15 protein-coding genes and 2 pseudogenes are annotated in these 21,841 nt (G+C 50.9%); 6 read left to right on the forward strand and 11 right to left on the reverse strand.

Annotated elements, in window-relative coordinates:
• Window positions 1–108 precede the first annotated feature (108 nt).
• Window positions 109–549 (reverse strand): annotated as a pseudogene (locus ACUU1I_RS12380) (acetyltransferase); the annotation flags it as partial.
• Window positions 550–705: 156 nt separating this feature from the next.
• Here ACUU1I_RS12380 and metA point away from each other — a divergent pair.
• The 4 genes from metA to aceK all read left to right on the forward strand — a co-directional run bounded on the left by metA (window position 706) and on the right by aceK (window position 6,759).
• Entirely contained in the window at window positions 706–1,635 is a 930-nt protein-coding gene (gene metA, locus ACUU1I_RS12385) for a homoserine O-acetyltransferase MetA (protein WP_001122783.1), read from the forward strand.
• A gap of 268 nt (window positions 1,636–1,903) precedes the next feature.
• Entirely contained in the window at window positions 1,904–3,505 is a 1,602-nt protein-coding gene (aceB, locus tag ACUU1I_RS12390; protein WP_000138898.1) for a malate synthase A, read from the forward strand.
• A 29-nt stretch (window positions 3,506–3,534) separates the two neighbouring features.
• Window positions 3,535–4,839 (forward strand): isocitrate lyase, encoded by a 1,305-nt coding sequence (gene aceA / locus ACUU1I_RS12395; RefSeq protein ID WP_000857867.1) that lies wholly within the window; start codon window positions 3,535–3,537, stop codon window positions 4,837–4,839.
• Between the two features lie 183 nt (window positions 4,840–5,022).
• Window positions 5,023–6,759 carry a bifunctional isocitrate dehydrogenase kinase/phosphatase gene (gene aceK, locus ACUU1I_RS12400; RefSeq protein ID WP_001137216.1) on the forward strand — a complete coding sequence of 579 codons (1,737 nt, stop codon included), beginning with the start codon at window positions 5,023–5,025 and terminating at the stop codon, window positions 6,757–6,759.
• Here the strand turns inward: aceK and espL4 are convergent.
• Window positions 6,728–8,912: pseudogene (gene espL4, locus ACUU1I_RS12405) on the reverse strand (type III secretion system effector EspL4). The gene aceK and the pseudogene espL4 sit on opposite strands and share 32 nt — an antisense overlap.
• Window positions 8,913–9,228: 316 nt before the next feature.
• Window positions 9,229–10,053, reverse strand: coding sequence for a glyoxylate bypass operon transcriptional repressor IclR (gene iclR / locus ACUU1I_RS12410; protein ID WP_000226403.1), 825 nt, complete (start codon window positions 10,051–10,053; stop codon window positions 9,229–9,231).
• 199 nt (window positions 10,054–10,252) lie between these two features.
• On the opposite strand from iclR, the gene metH reads away from it, so the two are divergent.
• Complete coding sequence (gene metH / locus ACUU1I_RS12415; protein WP_152030590.1) at window positions 10,253–13,936, forward strand: methionine synthase; 3,684 nt, start codon at window positions 10,253–10,255, stop codon at window positions 13,934–13,936.
• Between the two features lie 219 nt (window positions 13,937–14,155).
• Window positions 14,156–15,787, forward strand: a complete 1,632-nt coding sequence (locus tag ACUU1I_RS12420) for a Na/Pi cotransporter family protein (RefSeq protein ID WP_000956830.1) — start codon at window positions 14,156–14,158, stop codon at window positions 15,785–15,787.
• Window positions 15,788–15,877: 90 nt separating this feature from the next.
• On the opposite strand, the gene pepE is transcribed toward ACUU1I_RS12420, so the two are convergent.
• The 8 genes from pepE to ACUU1I_RS12460 all read right to left on the reverse strand — a co-directional run.
• Complete coding sequence (gene pepE, locus ACUU1I_RS12425) at window positions 15,878–16,567, reverse strand: dipeptidase PepE (protein ID WP_000421772.1); 690 nt, start codon at window positions 16,565–16,567, stop codon at window positions 15,878–15,880.
• Window positions 16,568–16,948: 381 nt separating this feature from the next.
• Window positions 16,949–18,178, reverse strand: a complete 1,230-nt coding sequence (gene sorE, locus ACUU1I_RS12430; RefSeq protein ID WP_000858569.1) for an L-sorbose 1-phosphate reductase — start codon at window positions 18,176–18,178, stop codon at window positions 16,949–16,951.
• A 51-nt stretch (window positions 18,179–18,229) separates the two neighbouring features.
• Entirely contained in the window at window positions 18,230–19,018 is a 789-nt protein-coding gene (locus tag ACUU1I_RS12435; protein WP_000437893.1) for a PTS system mannose/fructose/sorbose family transporter subunit IID, read from the reverse strand.
• Window positions 19,019–19,028: 10 nt separating this feature from the next.
• Entirely contained in the window at window positions 19,029–19,826 is a 798-nt protein-coding gene (locus ACUU1I_RS12440) for a PTS mannose/fructose/sorbose transporter subunit IIC (RefSeq protein ID WP_000406317.1), read from the reverse strand.
• Window positions 19,827–19,891: 65 nt separating this feature from the next.
• A complete protein-coding gene (locus tag ACUU1I_RS12445; RefSeq protein ID WP_001027853.1) occupies window positions 19,892–20,386 on the reverse strand; it encodes a PTS system mannose/fructose/N-acetylgalactosamine-transporter subunit IIB in 495 nt (164 codons plus the stop codon).
• Window positions 20,386–20,793, reverse strand: coding sequence for a mannose/fructose/sorbose PTS transporter subunit IIA (locus ACUU1I_RS12450; protein ID WP_000245639.1), 408 nt, complete (start codon window positions 20,791–20,793; stop codon window positions 20,386–20,388). Before ACUU1I_RS12450 ends, ACUU1I_RS12445 begins: the two co-directional genes overlap by 1 nt.
• A 9-nt stretch (window positions 20,794–20,802) precedes the next feature.
• The gene (locus tag ACUU1I_RS12455) at window positions 20,803–21,609 is read right to left on the reverse strand and encodes an SDR family oxidoreductase (protein WP_001195431.1); all 807 of its coding nucleotides are present in this window, start codon (window positions 21,607–21,609) and stop codon (window positions 20,803–20,805) included.
• Window positions 21,610–21,678: 69 nt separating this feature from the next.
• Window positions 21,679–21,841 (reverse strand): sugar-binding domain-containing protein (locus ACUU1I_RS12460; RefSeq protein ID WP_072147731.1); only part of this gene is annotated, 163 nt, incomplete at its 5' end.

Genomic DNA, 21,841 nt, shown 5'->3' on the forward strand with positions numbered 1-21,841 from the left:
AAGCGAAAGGCTATCCGTCAGGATGGCCTTTTTGCGTTGGTGAAAAAAATGCCGGGTGCGACGCTGGCGCGTCTTCTCCAGCTTGGGCAGGCACGGCAGGGGCGGCTTATCCCCCACATACGCCAGATTCAGCAACGGATACGGTTTCCCCAAATCGTCCACCTCAGAGCGTCCCGTAACCTTAAAACCCACCTTCTTATAGAACCCAACCGCCTGCTCATTTTGCTCATTAACGTTGGTTGTCAGTTCCGGTGCCATCGAGAGCGCATGCTCCACCAGCATCCGACCCACGCCGCAGCCGCACACATCAGGATCGATAAACAGCGCATCCATATGCTGCCCACTTAACAACATAGACCCAACCGGCTGCTCCCGTTCATTAACCGCGACCCACAACGGTGCTTCCGGCAGAAAGGAACGCACCAGCTCTTCCAGCTCGGCCCGATACTCTGCTGATAAAAAATCGTGGGTGGCATCGACAGATCGACACCAAATCGCAACGAGTTCCTCCCCTTCCTCATGCCGTGAGCGGCGAATACTAATAACCATTTTCTCTCCTTTTCGTCATTCTTATATTCTAACGTAGCCTTTTCCTTGAAACTTTCTCACCTTCAACATGCAGGCTCGACATTGGCAAATTTTCTGGTTATCTTCAGCTATCTGGATGTCTAAACGTATAAGCGTATGTAGTGAGGTAATCAGGTTATGCCGATTCGTGTGCCGGACGAGCTACCCGCCGTCAATTTCTTGCGTGAAGAAAACGTGTTTGTGATGACAACTTCTCGTGCGTCTGGTCAGGAAATTCGTCCACTTAAGGTTCTGATCCTTAACCTGATGCCGAAGAAGATTGAAACTGAAAATCAGTTTCTGCGCCTGCTTTCAAACTCACCTTTGCAGGTCGATATTCAGCTGTTGCGCATCGATTCCCGTGAATCGCGCAACACGCCCGCAGAGCATCTGAACAACTTCTACTGTAACTTTGAAGATATTCAGGAACAGAACTTTGACGGTCTGATTGTAACCGGTGCGCCGCTGGGCCTGGTGGAGTTTAATGATGTCGCTTACTGGCCGCAGATCAAACAGGTGCTGGAGTGGTCGAAAGATCACGTCACCTCGACGCTGTTTGTCTGCTGGGCGGTACAGGCCGCGCTCAATATCCTCTACGGCATTCCTAAGCAAACTCGCACCGACAAACTCTCTGGCGTTTACGAGCATCATATTCTCCATCCTCATGCGCTTCTGACGCGTGGCTTTGATGATTCATTCCTGGCACCGCATTCGCGCTATGCTGACTTTCCGGCAGCGTTGATTCGTGATTACACCGATCTGGAAATTCTGGCAGAGACGGAAGAAGGGGATGCATATCTGTTTGCCAGCAAAGATAAGCGCATTGCCTTTGTGACGGGCCATCCCGAATATGATGCGCAAACGCTGGCGCAGGAATATTTCCGCGATGTGGAAGCCGGACTAGACCCGGATGTACCGTATAACTATTTCCCGCACAACGATCCGCAAAACAAACCGCGAGCGAGCTGGCGTAGTCACGGTAATTTGCTGTTTACCAACTGGCTCAACTATTACGTCTATCAGATCACGCCATACGATCTACGGCACATGAATCCAACGCTGGATTAATCTTCTGTGATAGTCGATCGTTAAGCGATTCAGCACCTTACCTCAGGCACCTTCGGGTGCCTTTTTTATTTCCGAAACGCACCTCAGAAAGTGAATAAATTTTATTCATATTGTTATCAATAAGTTATCAAGTATTTTTAATTAAAATGGAAATTGTTTTTGTTTTTGCATTTTAAATGAGTAGTCTTAGTTGTGCTGAACGAAAAGCGCACAACATTCCTTCGTTCACAGAGGGGAAGTTTTCGGATCCATGACGAGGAGCTGCACGATGACTGAACAGGCAACAACAACCGATGAACTGGCTTTCACAAGGCCGTATGGCGAGCAGGAGAAGCAAATTCTTACTGCCGAAGCGGTAGAATTTCTGACTGAGCTGGTGACGCATTTTACGCCACAACGCAATAAACTTCTGGCAGCGCGCATTCAGCAGCAGCAAGATATTGATAACGGAACGTTGCCTGATTTTATTTCGGAAACGGCTTCCATTCGCGATGCTGATTGGAAAATTCGCGGGATTCCTGCGGACTTAGAAGACCGCCGCGTAGAGATAACTGGCCCGGTAGAGCGCAAGATGGTGATCAACGCACTGAACGCCAATGTGAAAGTCTTTATGGCCGATTTCGAAGATTCACTGGCACCAGACTGGAACAAAGTGATCGACGGGCAAATTAACCTGCGCGATGCGGTTAACGGTACCATCAGCTATACCAATGAAGCAGGCAAAATTTATCAGCTCAAGCCCAATCCAGCGGTTTTGATTTGTCGGGTACGCGGTCTGCACTTGCCGGAAAAACATGTCACCTGGCGTGGTGAGGCAATCCCCGGTAGCCTGTTTGATTTTGCGCTCTATTTCTTCCACAACTATCAGGCACTGTTGGCAAAGGGCTGCGGTCCCTATTTCTATCTGCCGAAAACCCAGTCCTGGCAGGAAGCGGCCTGGTGGAGCGAAGTCTTCAGCTATGCAGAAGATCGCTTTAATCTGCCGCGCGGCACCATCAAGGCGACGTTGCTGATTGAAACGCTGCCCGCGGTGTTCCAGATGGACGAAATCCTTCACGCGCTGCGCGACCATATTGTTGGTCTGAACTGCGGTCGCTGGGATTACATCTTCAGCTATATCAAAACGTTGAAAAACTATCCCGATCGTGTCCTGCCAGACAGACAGGCCGTGACGATGGATAAACCATTCCTGAATGCTTACTCACGCCTGCTGATTAAAACCTGCCATAAACGCGGTGCTTTTGCGATGGGCGGCATGGCAGCGTTTATTCCGAGCAAAGATGAAGAGCGTAATAACCAGGTGCTCAACAAAGTAAAAGCGGATAAAGCGCTGGAAGCCAATAACGGTCACGATGGCACATGGATCGCTCACCCAGGCCTTGCGGACACGGCAATGGCGGTATTCAACGATATTCTCGGCTCCCGTAAAAATCAGCTTGAAGTATTGCGCGAACAAGACGCGCCGATTACTGCCGATCAGCTGCTGGCACCTTGTGATGGTGAACGCACCGAAGAAGGTATGCGCGCCAACATTCGCGTGGCTGTGCAGTACATCGAAGCGTGGATCTCCGGCAACGGCTGCGTGCCGATTTATGGCCTGATGGAAGATGCGGCGACGGCTGAAATTTCCCGTACCTCGATCTGGCAGTGGATCCATCATCAAAAAACGTTGAGCAATGGCAAACCGGTGACCAAAGCCTTGTTCCGCCAGATGCTGGGCGAAGAGATGAAAGTCATTGCCAGCGAACTGGGCGAAGAACGTTTCTCCCAGGGCCGTTTTGACGATGCCGCACGCTTGATGGAACAGATCACCACTTCCGATGAGTTAATTGATTTCCTGACCCTGCCGGGCTACCGCCTGTTAGCGTAAACCACCACATAACTATGGAGCATCTGCACATGAAAACCCGTACACAACAAATTGAAGAATTACAGAAAGAGTGGACTCAACCGCGTTGGGAAGGCATTACTCGCCCATACAGTGCGGAAGATGTGGTGAAATTACGCGGTTCAGTCAATCCTGAATGCACGCTGGCGCAACTGGGCGCAGCGAAAATGTGGCGTCTGCTGCACGGTGAGTCGAAAAAAGGCTACATCAACAGCCTCGGTGCACTGACTGGCGGTCAGGCGCTGCAACAGGCGAAAGCGGGTATTGAAGCAGTCTATCTGTCGGGATGGCAGGTAGCGGCGGACGCTAACCTGGCGGCCAGCATGTATCCGGATCAGTCGCTCTATCCGGCAAACTCGGTGCCAGCTGTGGTGGAGCGGATCAACAACACCTTCCGTCGTGCCGATCAGATCCAATGGTCCGTGGGCATTGAGCCGGGCGATCCGCGCTATGTCGATTACTTCCTGCCGATCGTTGCCGATGCGGAAGCCGGTTTTGGCGGTGTCCTGAATGCCTTTGAACTGATGAAAGCGATGATTGAAGCCGGTGCTGCGGCAGTTCACTTCGAAGATCAGCTGGCGTCAGTGAAGAAATGCGGTCACATGGGCGGCAAAGTTTTAGTGCCAACTCAGGAAGCTATTCAGAAACTGGTCGCGGCGCGTCTGGCAGCTGACGTGACGGGCGTTCCAACCCTGCTGGTTGCACGTACCGATGCTGATGCGGCGGATCTGATCACCTCAGATTGCGACCCGTATGACAGCGAATTTATTACCGGCGAGCGTACCAGTGAAGGCTTCTTCCGTACTCATGCGGGCATTGAGCAAGCGATCAGCCGTGGCCTGGCGTATGCGCCATATGCTGACCTGGTCTGGTGTGAAACCTCCACGCCGGATCTGGAACTGGCGCGTCGCTTTGCACAAGCTATCCACGCGAAATATCCGGGCAAACTGCTGGCTTATAACTGCTCGCCGTCGTTCAACTGGCAGAAAAACCTCGACGACAAAACTATTGCCAGCTTCCAGCAGCAGTTGTCGGATATGGGCTACAAGTTCCAGTTCATCACCCTGGCAGGTATCCACAGCATGTGGTTTAACATGTTCGACCTGGCAAACGCTTATGCGCAGGGCGAAAGTATGAAGCACTATGTTGAGAAAGTGCAGCAGCCGGAATTTGCCGCCGCGAAAGATGGCTATACCTTCGTATCTCACCAGCAGGAAGTGGGTACAGGTTACTTCGATAAAGTGACGACTATTATTCAGGGCGGCACGTCTTCAGTCACCGCGCTGACTGGCTCCACTGAAGAATCGCAGTTCTAAGCAACCTACAAACGTTGCTGACTGTAGGCCGGATAAGGCATTTACGCCGCATCCGGCAATCGGTGCACGATGCCTGATGCGACGCTTGCGCGTCTTATCATGCCTACAACCGTTGCCGAACGTAGGCTGGATAAGGTGTTTACGCCGCATCCGGCAATTCTCTGCTCCTGATGAGTGCGCTAAATGCCGCGTGGCCTGGAATTACTGATTGCTCAAACCATTTTGCAAGGCTTCGACGCTCAGTATGGTCGATTCCTCGAAGTGACTTCCGGGGCGCAGCAGCGTTTCGAACAGGCCGACTGGCATGCTGTCCAGCAGGCGATGAAAAACCGTATCCATCTTTACGATCATCACGTTGGTCTGGTCGTGGAGCAACTGCGCTGCATTACTAACGGCCAAAGTACGGACGCGGCATTTTTACTGCGCGTTAAAGAGCATTACACGCGGCTGTTGCCGGATTACCCGCGCTTCGAGATTGCGGAGAGCTTTTTTAACTCCGTGTACTGTCGGTTATTTGACCACCGCTCGCTTACTCCCGAGCGGCTTTTTATCTTTAGCTCTCAGCCAGAGCGCCGCTTTCGTACCATTCCCCGCCCGCTGGCGAAAGACTTTCACCCCGATCACGGCTGGGAATCTCTACTGATGCGCGTTATCAGCGACCTGCCGCTGCGCCTGCGCTGGCAGAATAAAAGCCGTGACATTCATTACATCATTCGCCATCTGACGGAAACGCTGGGGACAGACAACCTCGCGGAAAGTCATTTACAGGTGGCGAACGAACTGTTTTACCGCAATAAAGCCGCCTGGCTGGTGGGCAAACTGATCACGCCTTCCGGCACGTTGCCCTTCTTACTGCCGATCCACCAGACGGACGACGGCGAGTTATTTATTGATACCTGCCTGACGACGACCGCCGAAGCGAGCATTGTTTTTGGCTTTGCGCGTTCTTATTTTATGGTTTATGCACCGCTGCCCGCAGCGCTGGTCGAGTGGCTACGGGAAATTCTGCCAGGTAAAACCACTGCTGAATTGTATATGGCTATCGGCTGCCAGAAGCACGCCAAAACCGAAAGCTACCGCGAATATCTCGTTTATCTACAGGGCTGTAATGAGCAGTTCATTGAAGCGCCGGGTATTCGTGGAATGGTGATGTTGGTGTTTACGCTGCCGGGCTTTGATCGGGTATTCAAAGTCATCAAAGACAAGTTCGCGCCGCAGAAAGAGATGTCTGCCGCTCACGTTCGTGCCTGCTATCAACTGGTGAAAGAGCACGACCGTGTGGGCCGAATGGCGGACACCCAGGAGTTTGAAAACTTTGTGCTGGAGAAGCGGCATATTTCCCCGGTATTAATGGAATTACTGCTCCAGGAAGCAGCGGAAAAAATCACCGATCTTGGTGAGCAGATTGTAATTCGCCATCTCTATATCGAGCGGCGGATGGTGCCGCTCAATATCTGGCTGGAACAAGTGGAAGGTCAGCAGTTGCGCGACGCCATTGAAGAATACGGTAACGCTATTCGCCAGCTTGCCGCTGCTAACATTTTCCCTGGCGACATGCTGTTTAAAAACTTCGGTGTCACCCGTCACGGGCGTGTGGTTTTTTATGATTACGATGAAATTTGCTACATGACGGAAGTGAATTTCCGCGACATCCCGCCGCCGCGCTATCCGGAAGACGAACTTGCCAGCGAACCGTGGTACAGCGTCTCGCCGGGCGATGTTTTCCCGGAAGAGTTTCGCCACTGGCTATGCGCCGACCCGCGTATTGGTCCGCTGTTTGAAGAGATGCACGCCGACCTGTTCCGCGCTGATTACTGGCGCGCACTACAAAACCGCATACGTGAAGGGCATGTGGAAGATGTTTATGCGTATCGGCGCAGGCAAAGATTTAGCGTACGGTATGGGGAGATGCTTTTTTGAGTAAAGCTTCCATATAATTTTTCTCCGCAATGTATCGAGGGTTATCCGTAAAGCCAAAGCTTTCAGCCATCTTATTTAATGTATTAAGGATTAATTCAGCAATAACCCGGTGACCAAATTCAAAAGCCAACTCAAAGGCAGAGTATTTTTGTGGCGCTTTGTGTTGCCAAAAATCCATAATATCTTCAGCGGTAAATCCAAACAGGCGTGCATGGTCAGATAAAGCAAGATAAACCGTCTCTACAACGTTTTGTTGTTTATGCTGTATCGCTGAAAACAAACCGGGATATTCATTAGAATTATTTGCCAGGAGGAGGGGCTTCATATTTTTTTATCGAATTTAAACGTATTAAAAAGAGTGGGTAATGCGTTAAAAATAGTATTAATAACGTTCATATGTCCGCGCTGCATGGCCATAAACAAACCCGTGTCGCGCGCAAGACTTTTAGCGGTCAGAAGATCTACAATATCGGAAGCTGAAATGTTAATTTCCTGGGCCAGACAGGGCAATGCTTCGAGAATAACTTTCACGATATAGCTATGTCCATTTTGCATCGCCAGGTATAGTCTTGGGCAACCATAAAAATCCTTTGCCTTCAGGAGATCGAGTACCTGTTCTTTAGTCAAATGACATGTGCGAATTAACAAAGGTAACGCGACCAAAACAATTTTCAGCATGTCGGCATCACCATTCGCCATAACATGGTATAAAACATGGCTGGACGTTCTATTTTTGGCACTCAGGAATTTATACACCTGTTCATTATCTAAATGATGTGTTGCGGCCAGTTTAGGTAAGACGTTCAGAATCGAGGTTACAACATTTTTATCCTTACGTGATATCGCTAAAAATAATCCAGAAAAACCATTTTTATCTTTTGCCTCCAGAATATGCATGAGATTTTTTTTCGAGAGTAACCCTTCATATCCTGTTTCTGACAATGAATTGAAAATAGTCTCAACGATATCCGCATTGCCATAATTTATAGCCAAATATAAACCGGGGAGGTTAATACTATTATAGGCAGTCAACATTTCTGTTCTATGTAGTTCTGGCATTTTCTGGAGCTGAATCATCAGTTGCGTAAGTTGGTGATTCTGACCAATTGCCATTAGCAAATTCATCGTTGCTGGTGATAATGGAGGGGTTATTTCATCCACAGTTCCTTTTAACATCAATAGCTGTTCTTTCGGAAGTGCTGGAATTATTGCAACAGATTGGTTAATAACATGATCATTTGACCATTTCAGGAGGCTATAATCTACATTCATAAAATCCATCAGAGAATAGTGTTTAATATCCTCTTTGCTTTCGCTCATAATTCTTATTTTATCGTTAGTTACATTAGGATCATAAACCGAAATCACGTAATGGGTACATCCTTCAGTTGTGTTCTTTATTCTTAGCCGGACCGTCAAAGCATGGTTATCCACCAGTAATATGGCTGCCATAACACTGATGCCATTTGATTCCATCTTGTCAAAATATGCTTTCATAACTAGCCCGAAATCACCGCAGGCAGCAACGCAACGCCCCTCAGGACGGCTGGAAATCAACGCCAAAGTCTGGTTTTTGCATTTTTTGTTGAAGTGAGTGAGAAATTTTTCAGCTGAAGAGTAATCATCTTGATGGGGTTTGTAATCAACATTCTGATAAATATCATTAATATATTGTGCAGCAATGTGTCGGTATACTATACGGTTTTGGGGCGCCCCGGAAAATAACATTGACCATTAAGTTTAATTCTTGGGAATTCTTTTTCTTTTCTATCTGATTTTAGGTTTAATTCTTGTTTATCAAGAGTGTCTGAGCGTTGAGGTAAAATTTCAATTAGGTATTCTTCAAATATTGTAGCAATGGTTTGAGTGAGTGTCGTGTTTTCGTTTTTATTAATTATCGTAATTTCTTTCTTATCAGCTTGTAAGACGGACGTGGAAAATTTAATGACAAAATCCTTGTTGCTAAAGATATGACGAACATTTTGTCTACAGTTCTCTGAGAAGCTTTTTAATAGAGGCGTCGCCAGCTCCTTGCCAGAAAATTTATCCTCGAGTTCTTTATAAAACAATTCACTCAGGGTTTGGTGTTCATTTGTCTGGGCTGTATTATTAATATTTGCAGAGAAAGAACTACGAGGAATACGAGTAATCATTTAAATATCTCATTGTTTATTGATGTCTTGAATTTTAACTATCAGAACAGTGAAAAAATTTAATATGATTACAACTAAAAAAATATCATAAATCGCTCAATCTCATAATGCAGCCGTAAAAGTTTCGGTGGAATGAGATCTTGCGATTTTGTTAATAATTAAGTGGTTTGATGTTTAAAAATAATGCTGAGTTAATAAAAGTGTGTGAAGTGTATGACATTAAGTTATTTTGGCGTCAATGCGATTAACAGACACCCTTATTCTATTGCCACTCAGGTATGATGGGCAGAATATTGCCTCTGCCCGCCAGAAAAAGTCAGCGCATTCCACCGTACGCCAGCGTCACTTCCTTCGCCGCTTTAATCACCATCGCGCCAAACTCGGTCACGCGATCATCGGTAATACGTGAAATCGGTCCGGAAATAGAAATTGCGGCAAACGGTTCGCGGTGCTCATCGAAAATACACGCTGCAAGGCAACGTAGCCCCAGCGCATGTTCCTCATCGTCAAATGAATAACCCCGTTTGCGCGTTTGGGCGAGATCTTCTTTTAAATGCACAGGAGACACCAGAGTTGCGTGGGTATAGGCATGTAACCCTTTGCGGTGCAGCAGCTTAGTCACCTGTTCTTCGCTCAGTTGGGCTAAAAAGGCTTTACCCGCACCGGAAGCGTGCATCGGCAATTTACCGCCGATAGGCGCGGACATTCGCATCAGGTGGGTACACTGTACCTGGTCGATAATAATCGCTTCGTGATCGCTTTGATCAAGCACCGCCATATTGACCGTTTCGCCAGACTCTTCCATTAGATTGCGCAGGATAGGGTGAACAATTGCTAACAAATTACGGCTCTGGAGAAAGCTGCTGCCGACCATAAAGGCATGTGCGCCGATTGCCCAGTGTCCCAGTTCGCCGACCTGACGCACGAAACCCTGCTGTTGCATCGTGGTTAGCAGGCGGTGGGTCGTGGAATTGGGTAACCCGGCTTGTTGCGCCAGCTCTGTGAGTGCCACGCTGCCATTGGATTCGGCAATCCACTCCAGTAATTTCAGGCCACGCGTTAAAGACTGAACCTGTCCAGTCGCTGGTGCGGTGGCAACGGCGGGTTTTCTGCCGCGTTTCGCGGGAATGGGGGCGACCATGACAGCCTCCTTTTTCTGTATCATGGAAATTATTTTCATTTTTATTGTTAGCTAATGCAATAGTTGCTGAACTGATCCGATGAGTTAATGTTGAACAAATCTCATGTTGCGTGGTGGTCGCTTTTACCACAGATGCGTTTATGCCAGTATGGTTTGTTGAATTTTTATTAAATCTGGGTTGAGCGTGTCGGGAGCAAGTGTGAGCAGCAAAGTGGAACAACTGCGTGCGCAGTTAAATGAACGTATTCTGGTGTTGGACGGCGGTATGGGCACCATGATCCAGAGCTATCGACTGAACGAAGCCGATTTTCGTGGTGAACGCTTTGCCGACTGGCCATGCGACCTCAAAGGCAACAACGACCTGCTGGTACTCAGTAAACCGGAAGTGATCGCCGCTATCCACAACGCCTACTTTGAAGCGGGCGCGGATATCATCGAAACCAACACCTTCAACTCCACGACCATTGCGATGGTGGATTACCAGATGGAATCCCTGTCGGCGGAAATCAACTTTGCGGCGGCGAAACTGGCGCGCGCCCGTGCTGACGAGTGGACCGCGCGCACGCCGGAGAAACCGCGCTACGTTGCCGGTGTTCTCGGCCCAACCAACCGCACGGCGTCTATTTCTTCGGACGTCAACGATCCGGCATTCCGCAACATCACTTTTGACCAGCTGGTGGCGGCCTATCGCGAATCCACCAAAGCGCTGGTGGAAGGTGGTGCGGATCTGATCCTGATTGAAACCGTTTTCGACACCCTTAACGCCAAAGCGGCGGTCTTTGCGGTGAAAACGGAGTTTGAAGCGCTGGGCGTTGAGCTGCCGATTATGATCTCCGGCACCATCACCGACGCCTCCGGGCGCACGCTCTCCGGGCAGACCACCGAAGCATTTTACAACTCATTGCGCCACGCCGAAGCGCTGACCTTTGGCCTGAACTGTGCGCTGGGGCCCGATGAACTGCGCCAGTACGTGCAGGAACTATCACGGATTGCGGAATGCTACGTCACCGCCCACCCGAACGCCGGGCTGCCTAACGCCTTTGGTGAATACGATCTCGACGCCGACACGATGGCAAAACAGATACGTGAATGGGCGCAAGCGGGCTTTCTCAATATCGTCGGTGGTTGCTGCGGGACCATGCCGCAACATATTGCAGCGATGAGTCGTGCAGTAGAAGGATTAGCGCCGCGCAAACTGCCGGAAATTCCCGTAGCCTGCCGTTTGTCTGGCCTGGAGCCGCTGAACATTGGCGATGATAGCCTGTTTGTGAACGTGGGTGAACGCACCAACGTCACCGGCTCTGCTAAGTTCAAGCGCCTGATCAAAGAAGAGAAATACAGCGAGGCGCTGGATGTGGCGCGTCAGCAGGTGGAAAACGGCGCGCAGATTATCGATATCAACATGGATGAAGGGATGCTCGATGCCGAAGCGGCGATGGTGCATTTTCTCAATCTGATTGCCGGTGAACCGGATATCGCTCGCGTGCCGATTATGATCGACTCCTCAAAATGGGATGTCATTGAAAAAGGTCTGAAGTGTATCCAGGGCAAAGGCATTGTTAACTCTATCTCGATGAAAGAGGGCGTCGACGCCTTTATCCATCACGCGAAATTGTTGCGTCGCTACGGTGCGGCAGTGGTGGTGATGGCCTTTGACGAACAGGGACAGGCCGATACTCGCGCACGGAAAATCGAGATTTGCCGTCGGGCGTACAAAATCCTCACCGAAGAGGTTGGCTTCCCGCCAGAAGATATCATCTTCGACCCGAACATCTTCGCGGTCGCCACCGGTATTGAAGAGCACAACAACTACGCGCAGGACTTTATCGGCGCGTGTGAAGACATCAAACGCGAACTGCCGCACGCGCTGATTTCCGGCGGCGTATCTAACGTTTCTTTCTCATTCCGTGGCAACGATCCGGTGCGCGAAGCCATTCACGCAGTGTTCCTCTACTACGCTATTCGCAATGGCATGGATATGGGGATCGTCAACGCCGGGCAACTGGCGATTTACGACGACCTACCCGCTGAACTGCGCGACGCGGTGGAAGATGTGATTCTTAATCGTCGTGACGATGGCACTGAGCGTTTACTGGAGCTTGCCGAGAAATATCGCGGCAGTAAAGCGGACGACACTGCTAACGCCCAGCAAGCGGAGTGGCGCTCGTGGGACGTGAATAAACGTCTGGAATACTCGCTGGTCAAAGGCATAACCGAGTTTATCGAGCAGGATACTGAAGAAGCCCGCCAGCAGGCTACGCGCCCGATTGAAGTGATTGAAGGCCCGTTGATGGACGGCATGAACGTGGTCGGCGATCTGTTTGGCGAAGGCAAAATGTTCCTGCCACAGGTGGTCAAATCGGCGCGCGTCATGAAACAGGCAGTGGCGTATCTCGAACCGTTTATTGAAGCCAGCAAAGAGCAGGGTAAAACCAACGGCAAGATGGTGATCGCCACCGTGAAAGGCGATGTCCACGACATCGGTAAAAATATCGTTGGTGTGGTGCTGCAATGTAACAACTACGAAATTGTCGATCTCGGCGTTATGGTGCCTGCGGAAAAAATTCTCCGTATCGCCAAAGAAGTGAATGCTGATTTGATTGGCCTTTCGGGGCTTATCACGCCGTCGCTGGACGAGATGGTTAACGTGGCGAAAGAGATGGAGCGTCAGGGCTTCACCATTCCGTTACTGATTGGCGGCGCGACCACCTCAAAAGCGCACACGGCGGTGAAAATCGAGCAGAACTACAGCGGCCCTACGGTGTATGTGCAGAATGCCTCGCGCACCGTTGGTGTGGTAGCGGCGCTGCTTTCCGATACTCAGCGTGATGATTTTGTCGCTCGTACCTGCAAGGAGTACGAAACCGTGCGTATTCAGCACGGGCGCAAGAAACCACGCACACCACCGGTCACGCTGGAAGCGGCGCGCGATAACGATTTCGCATTTGACTGGCAGGCTTACACGCCGCCGGTGGCGCACCGTCTCGGCGTGCAGGAAGTGGAAGCCAGCATCGAAACGCTGCGTAATTACATCGACTGGACACCGTTCTTTATGACCTGGTCGCTGGCCGGGAAGTATCCGCGCATTCTGGAAGATGAAGTGGTGGGCGTTGAGGCGCAGCGGCTGTTTAAAGACGCCAACGACATGCTGGATAAATTAAGCGCCGAGAAAACGCTGAATCCGCGTGGCGTGGTGGGCCTGTTCCCGGCAAACCGTGTGGGCGATGACATTGAAATCTACCGTGACGAAACGCGCACCCATGTGATCAACGTCAGCCACCATCTGCGTCAACAGACCGAAAAAACGGGATTCGCTAACTACTGTCTCGCTGACTTCGTTGCGCCGAAGCTTTCTGGTAAAGCAGATTACATCGGCGCATTTGCCGTGACTGGCGGGCTGGAAGAGGACGCACTGGCTGATGCCTTTGAAGCGCAGCACGATGATTACAACAAAATCATGGTGAAAGCGCTTGCCGACCGTTTAGCCGAAGCCTTTGCGGAGTATCTCCATGAGCGTGTGCGTAAAGTCTACTGGGGCTATGCGCCGAACGAGAACCTCAGCAACGAAGAACTGATCCGCGAAAACTACCAGGGCATCCGTCCGGCACCGGGCTATCCGGCCTGCCCGGAACATACGGAAAAAGCCACCATCTGGGAGCTGCTGGAAGTGGAAAAACATACTGGCATGAAACTCACAGAATCTTTCGCTATGTGGCCTGGTGCATCGGTTTCGGGTTGGTATTTCAGTCATCCGGACAGCAAGTACTACGCGGTGGCGCAAATTCAGCGCGATCAGGTTGAAGACTATGCCCGCCGTAAAGGTATGAGCGTCTCCGATGTTGAGCGCTGGCTGGCACCGAATCTGGGGTATGACGCGGACTGATTCACAAATCTGTCACTTTTCCTTACAACAAACAGGGCGCTCAATGAGTGCCCTGTCTCTTTATTAATATGAAACACTTATACTGGAAACAGGCTGGAATAATCTTAGCCGGAAAAACGAATGTCAAAAGGCACAGTAAAGATGCCAGTCAGCGTGTTTCCGGTCCTTTGGTCATTCAATTGCTTCAGGAACATATAACGATAAGGAGAACCTGAACTCGTGTTAACGCTGCTTCACCTGCTTTCTGCCGTCGCCCTGCTGGTCTGGGGGACTCATATTGTTCGAACCGGCGTAATGCGCGTCTTCGGCGCGCGTTTGCGTACTGTCCTTAGCCGGAGCGTCGAAAAAAAGCCGCTCGCCTTTTGCGCGGGGATCGGCGTTACCGCACTGGTACAGAGCAGTAATGCCACCACCATGCTGGTGACCTCGTTCGTCGCTCAGGATCTGGTAGCCCTCGCACCGGCTCTGGTCATTGTGCTGGGGGCAGATGTCGGGACGGCGCTAATGGCGCGTATTCTCACCTTCGACTTATCCTGGCTGTCACCGTTACTTATTTTTATCGGCGTGATTTTTTTCCTCGGACGCAAACAGTCACGCGCCGGGCAACTGGGCCGCGTCGGTATTGGTCTTGGGCTGATTTTGCTGGCGCTGGAGTTGATTGTGCAGGCCGTAACGCCGATCACCCAGGCAAACGGCGTTCAGGTGATCTTTGCCTCGCTGACCGGCGATATTCTGCTGGATGCGCTGATTGGCGCGATGTTCGCCATTATCAGCTACTCCAGCCTTGCTGCTGTACTGCTGACCGCGACTCTGACCGCTGCAGGCATTATCTCCTTCCCCGTGGCGCTCTGTCTGGTGATTGGAGCTAACCTCGGTTCCGGCCTGCTGGCGATGCTCAACAACAGTGCCGCCAATGCCGCAGCCCGCCGTGTCGCGCTGGGTAGTCTGCTGTTTAAGCTGGTGGGTAGCCTGATTATCCTGCCGTTTGTCCATTTGCTGGCAGAGACAATGGGGAAGCTGTCATTGCCAAAAGCGGAACTGGTGATCTATTTCCACGTCTTCTACAACCTTGTACGTTGCCTGGTCATGCTGCCATTTGTTGACCCGATGGCACGGTTTTGCAAAACGATTATTCGCGATGAACCGGAACTGGATACCCAGCTACGGCCTAAACATCTGGATGTCAGCGCGCTGGACACGCCCACGCTTGCTCTGGCGAACGCCGCGCGCGAAACCCTGCGCATTGGCGACGCCATGGAACAGATGATGGAAGGGCTGAATAAAGTGATGCACGGCGAGCCACGGCAGGAGAAAGAGCTGCGTAAGCTGGCAGATGATATCAACGTTCTCTACACCGCCATTAAGCTGTATCTGGCGCGGATGCCAAAAGAAGAGTTGGCGGAGGAAGAGTCGCGCCGCTGGGCGGAGATCATCGAAATGTCGCTCAACCTTGAACAGGCCTCCGATATCGTCGAGCGCATGGGCAGCGAAATTGCCGATAAATCGCTGGCAGCACGGCGGGCATTTTCGCTTGATGGGTTGAAGGAACTGGATGCGCTCTATGAGCAATTGCTCAGTAATTTAAAGCTGGCAATGTCGGTGTTCTTCTCTGGCGATGTCACCAGCGCTCGTCGTTTGCGTCGCAGCAAACATCGTTTTCGCATTCTTAATCGCCGCTATTCCCACGCCCACGTCGATCGCCTGCATCAGCAAAACGTGCAGAGCATTGAAACCAGTTCGCTACATTTAGGCTTACTGGGAGATATGCAGCGCCTGAACTCGCTGTTTTGTTCGGTGGCTTACAGTGTGCTGGAACAGCCGGATGAAGATGAAGGACGGGACGAGTATTAATATTGTGAATCCTGTAGGCCTGATAAGACGCGTCAAGCGTCGCATCAGGCACTATGAACAAGATGCCGGATCATGCATCCGGCAATTCACTTAAAAACGGTGACCAGCTTCCAGCGGAACCGCTTCTTCACCAGCCTTAAACACATAAGTGGTGTTCGGGCCACCCAGCGTAGCGTGACCTTTACTCACTGTGATCCAGTTACCTTCCGGCAGACCAATAATCGTCAGTTCTGGCGCGACGACCAGCAGTTCGCGAATACGCTGCTCACGGGTTTCACCTTTATGGCCTTCCGGCAGCGCGTTGGTGAAGTGCGGGTTGATTTGCAACGGGAACAGATTTAGCGCATCGAAACCTTGCGGATCGACAATCGGCATATCGTTGGTGGTACGAATGGTTGGGCAAGCAAGGTTAGCGCCTGCGCTCCAGCCAATATACAGCGCGCCACGTTTAACCACGTCAGTAATTGGAGCCAGCAGCCCGCGCTCGCGGCACTGTTTCAGCAACTGGAAAGTATTACCGCCGCCGACAATCACAATTTCCGCATTTTCAATCGCGGCAACGGGATCGACAACGCTATGAATACCGGTGACAGAAACACCCAGCGGAGCGAGAACCGCAGCCGTTTTCTCTGTGTAATCATCCCAGGTCTGCGTTACGCCAGCGAAAGGGATAAACACCGCTGAGCGGCGACCCTGCAACTGTTCAGCAATTAGCGGCAGTGCATGTTCCAGCCAGGCTTTACCCGGCAGCGTCGAGTTACTCAATAAAAGCAGTTCCATTACTTCTCCGGTTAGTAAGAAATCACGGAAGGCATGCTACCACTGCGAATTTAACCACTTACTGACATGGCTCACGATGTCACGTATTGCACCGGGCGCTGAGACTGATGACAAACACAGCATTGCCTGATGCGCTACGCTTACCTGGCCTACCAGATAACTGCAATATATTGGATTTTCAAAATTATGTAGACCGAATAAGGCTTCATTCCGCATCCGGCATAAACAATGTGTACTTTGCCACCAATTTGAGCGCCCCTTAAGGCGCTGATATTTTTTATCCTTCTCGTGCAAATTGTGCTGCTTCAGCAATCAGCCGCACATCCGGTCGCGAAGTTGCTGGGGCGACCAGCCAGCGACATGCAGAGTTAAGTAGCGCGATTAATCATGGGAAATTGCCTCTGCATGGGCGAGCAGGTATTGCTCCGCCTCACCGGACCAGATCCCCTGATGACGCGCCAGAATCGCCGCCAGTGCTTGATCCTGAATCTGCGTGAGTGACGTCAGCGGCAGGTATTTCCCGGTATACACCAGCTTTTTGCCGCCGCCGACGGCAGGCAATTCAAGCGTGGTTTCGCCCGCGGCATTCAGCCCAAGAATATGTGTTACCACTTTTGCGGCCTGCACTTTTTTCTCTTCGATCAGTTTGACCGCCGCGCGCATGTCGTCGGTATTGCCGCCTGACGTGCCCACGTAGTGGGTAAATGCATAATGCACATCGTAGAAATTAATTGGCGCGCTGAAATGTTTATCCTGCGGTCCGGCGAAGAAATTCAGGCAACCATCTGTCGCCAGCAAGGAAGAGGCGAGAGTCACCAGTCCTTCATTAGGCACAAAGACGAAAATATCATCGAAGCCGTGACCGCCACTCAGCTCCATTAACGTATCAAATGCTGCATCGGTGGCATTGAGATAATGAATCAGTGTTTGCGGTTCTGATGGATAGTGCTTGCGCGCATAACTCAATTTGTCGTTGTCGGTATCGGTAATGACGAGCAGCGACGGGTTAACTGGTCCATGCAGCGCATAATCAATCGCCAACAGTCCCATTGGTCCGGTGCCGCCGAGGATCAGCGTGCGCCCTTGCGGGCGAATCCCCATCGTGTGGTTATAACTACCTTCCTGAAGATGATAGTTGGCGTTGAACGCGCCAATCACGCAGGAAAGCGGTTCAACCAGTGAGCCTTCAAAATAGGTTTCGCCGTCGTATGCCAGCAGGCAATCTTGTTCCATGACCTCGTTGGGAATAACCACATGCGTCGCTTCGCCGCCTACCCACGGGAAGGAGTAGCCGGGGCAATCCGGGCGGTCGGGGAGTTGCAGGTTGGCCTGAATCACATAACGCTGACCCGGCTGGAATTTGTGCTGCCACTTTTTACCCACGGCCAGAATATCGCCGCAAAATTCGTGGCCGATGATGATTGGGTTGGTCGCCACATCGTCGGGTACTTTTTTATGGTTTTCACCCAGATTGGCCTCTTTCCAGGAAGAGAGGCACAGGCTGTCAGTGACCACCGTTGCGAGGATTTCATCCTCCTGCATTTCAGGAAGGTCAAAGGTTTCCAGGCGTAAATCACGTTTACCATAAAGACGCAGAGCTGTTGTTTTCATAAACCACCTCATGTTGAGCGATGGCCTCGGCAGTCGTGCCGGGGCGAAGAATCAGGACAGGAAGCCCAGAGCATTGCCGATAATCCCTAAGCCAAACAGGGCGAAAATCAGCCATACCGGGTTAATTTTTTTGTTGAGCAGACGAACCATTAGTAGCGTCAGACCGAGCGCCAGCAAACCAGGGCAAAGTTGGTCGAGAATGTTCTGCACGGTCATGGTGACGGTGGAGCCATCGGCGGCATGCGTTTGTGAAACCACCAACGGTACGTTGATTGACGTCCATTTGGTCACCAGCACGCCCATCACAAACAGTCCGAGAATCGACGCGCCTTCGGTGAGTTTTTGCAGCACATTCCCGCCCATATCGCTGACGATATTCACCCCTTTGCGAAAGCCGAGCTGTAGGCCATACCACTTCATCGCCAGACGCACCGCGTTGAAAATAAAGAAGAACAGCAGCGGGCCGAGAATGTTGCCCGAAAGTGCCAGAGATGCGCCGAGCGCGGCGGTAATCGGGCGCAGCGTTCCCCAGACCAGTGGATCGCCAACTCCTGCCAATGGTCCCATCAGACCGACTTTGATGCCGTTGATGGTACCGTCATCAATTTCCGCGCCGATGACCGGGCCACATACGGCTGGCGTGGTATTGAAGAACACCAGGTGTCGCCTGAGCGCCGCAACCTGATCCTCTTTTAATGGGTAAAGTCGCTTGATGGCGGGGATCATGTCGTAGCAAAAGCCCAGCCCGTGAATACGTTCAAAGTTAAAGGACGCCTGTTGCAGGTTGGAGCGCAGAAACATGCTCACCAGATCGCTGCGTGTAATTTTTCTCTGTTCCATGATGGCTCCGTTAATCGTCAAGTTGGTCAAGGGCGGTGGAGGCGGTGGCCTGGAGTTGAGGTTCAGCTTTACGCCACTGTGGATTTAGCTGGATGTAGACCAGGGCCATGATCACGCCGACGCCACCGAACGCCAGCAGGCTGAGATCGAGGTAGCCACCTGCGAGGAAACCGAGGAAAAAGAAAGGCATCAAATATTTCACGCCCATCATACGTAGCACCATGGCGTAACCGACCACCACGATAAAACCGCCAGCAATCTGTAGTCCTCGGGTCACAAATTCGGGAATGGCGTTTAACATATTGCTGACCATATCGGCGCTGACGAACAGTGAGACAATCAGTGCCGGAATGGCGACGCGCAGCGCCTGCACGCCAAGCGCGGAGACATGCAGAATATCGAGAGTGCGAAACCGCGCCTCTTCTGCTGCTTTATCCGCCGCGTGCTGGAACACTACGGTGATGGTACGGGCAAACACCGTCAGCACCTGGCCTGCCGCAGCCACAGGCAACGCGATGGCGATTCCGGTGGCGATGCTTTGCTGACCAACGATAACCAGAATGGCGGAGATTATGCTGGCGAGTGCAGAATCCGGAGATTGCGCCGCGCCGACGTTCATCCAGCCGAGAGCTATCAATTCCAGCGTACCGCCGAGTATTATTCCGGTTTTTAAATCACCGAGAATTAAACCAATCACCGTACAGGCAATTAACGGGCGATGAGTCTGAAATTCATCCAGCACGCTGCCCATTCCGGCAATACAGGAAAAAAGAAATATAGCAATGATTTGTAGGGTACTTATTTCCATGATTTGTCACCTTTTAAGTGTCGTCATCCCTGCCTGTTAAAGCATATGTACACAGGCGCTATTATTTAATTTGCGATTAACTGTTCGTTTATTTTGTCGATAATATTGATTGAGGGATCTGACGCTACGACGCGTAAATCCAGTATGACACCAAGATTATTTAACTCATGAAATGCGTTAATATCATCATCATCTAATGAAACCGCTTTGGTTAACTGTTTTTTACCGGGCCGCCAGGCCATGCCGCCAATATTCAGGGTGCCTATTTTTACCCCCTGGCGAACCATCGCTAAGGCATCCTGTGGGCGAGTGAAAAGATAAAAAACGGTTTCGTCCTGATATTGCGGGTTGTGATAAACCGCGACGGCTTTTTCAATATTGACCACGTTAACCTTCATTCCCGGTGGCGCAGCCTGACGCAATAATGTCCGGCGCACTTCATCGTTATAAACTTCGTCATTGCAGATAATAATGCGCTGGGCGTTAGCCACTTTCGACCAGACGGTAGTGACCTGGCCGTGGATCAGACGGTCATCAATGCGGGCGAGCGTAATGTTCATCAGAAATCCTCCTCTGTCGTTGCCAGTTGTTTCCAGACAACGCAGGTTTGCTTTGCGATTTGCGTCAGGTGTTCACACAGTTCATCAACATTCATGCTGTCCTGGTTATCAACCAGTTCGAGCGCCAGCGGCAGAGAAAGGCCGCTGATTACCCGCAAACGAGGATTGCGCATCGCAAGCATTGCTGCCGCATTCCACGGGCTGCCGCACTGTAAATCCACGGCAATCAGCCACTCATCTTGATTGTGAATGCTTGCTAACTTTTCCAGCTTTACCGCAATGTCTCCGGCGTTTTCACCGGGCACAAATTCAACGGCTTCAACATTGGCGTTGCCGTAAACCATCTGAACCGATTCCAGCATGGCGCAAGCTAATTTGCCGTGGGCACAAAAAATGGCGTTGACCATAAAGCCTCCTTAGCCGCGCGTTTTGCCGCCCGCAATGTTAGTGGTTACTCCGGTGATGTAGCTGGCGCGTTCAGACAACAGATAACAAACAAAATCAGCTACTTCTGCTAATCTTCCGGCGCGCCCAATAGGAATGGCGTTTTTGGTATAGCCTTCACGCAGCTGCTCGACGGTGATATTGCGCGTCCACGCCAGCGCCTCTTCATATTCCGGCGTGCGTAGCCCGGTTTTTTCCAGAATCCCGGGCGCGATACCGACCACACGGATACCGTGTTTACCCAGCTCTTTCGACCAGGAGCGCGTGAAGCTATTGAGCGCGGCTTTGGTAGCGGCGTAACAGCTTTGTCCTTCTGAGCCTTCCAGCCCACTTTCTGAGGAAACATTCACAATCACGCCATCATGTTGTTTGACCATCTGTCGCGCCACCGCCTGCGACATCAGAAAAACACCTTTCTGGTTGATATTGACCATTTTTTCGAATGCAGCTTCGTTGAGTTCATACTGCCCGGCAGGCGCTTTCTCATCGACCAGCAGACGCGGGAAATTGACCCCGGCGTTATTGACCAGACCGTCGATGCGACCAAAACGCTGGATAATTTCCGCTACCGTATGATTTACCTCTTTTGTGCTAGAAATATCGGTCGGCCAAAACTGATAGCCTTTATGACCTTCATATTGACCATCGCCACCGTGAATATCGACCATCTGTACATTCGCGCCTTGTGCTAATAATTCCTCTACAATCGCCAGACCAATACCGGATGCGCCGCCGGTGACAATAATGATTTTATCCTGCAAATTTAACCACGTTTGCATAACAGACTCCTGATTTTAGATAATAGGGACCCGCCGTAATTTTTATTACGGTAAACATCGGGAAGATTTTTATTTCAGTAATAGTTCAGCTGTGCTGCTATTCGTTACCAGACAATTAATATATTTTCCACGCAGTGCACCAATAATTCCGCTGTATTTTTCTTCACTCATGGCAATGCCAATGGAATATCGCGCCTGCTTTAATTTATTCATTTCGATAGAGAGCGTTTTT

This window comes from Shigella sp. SIG3, from assembly GCF_053555855.1.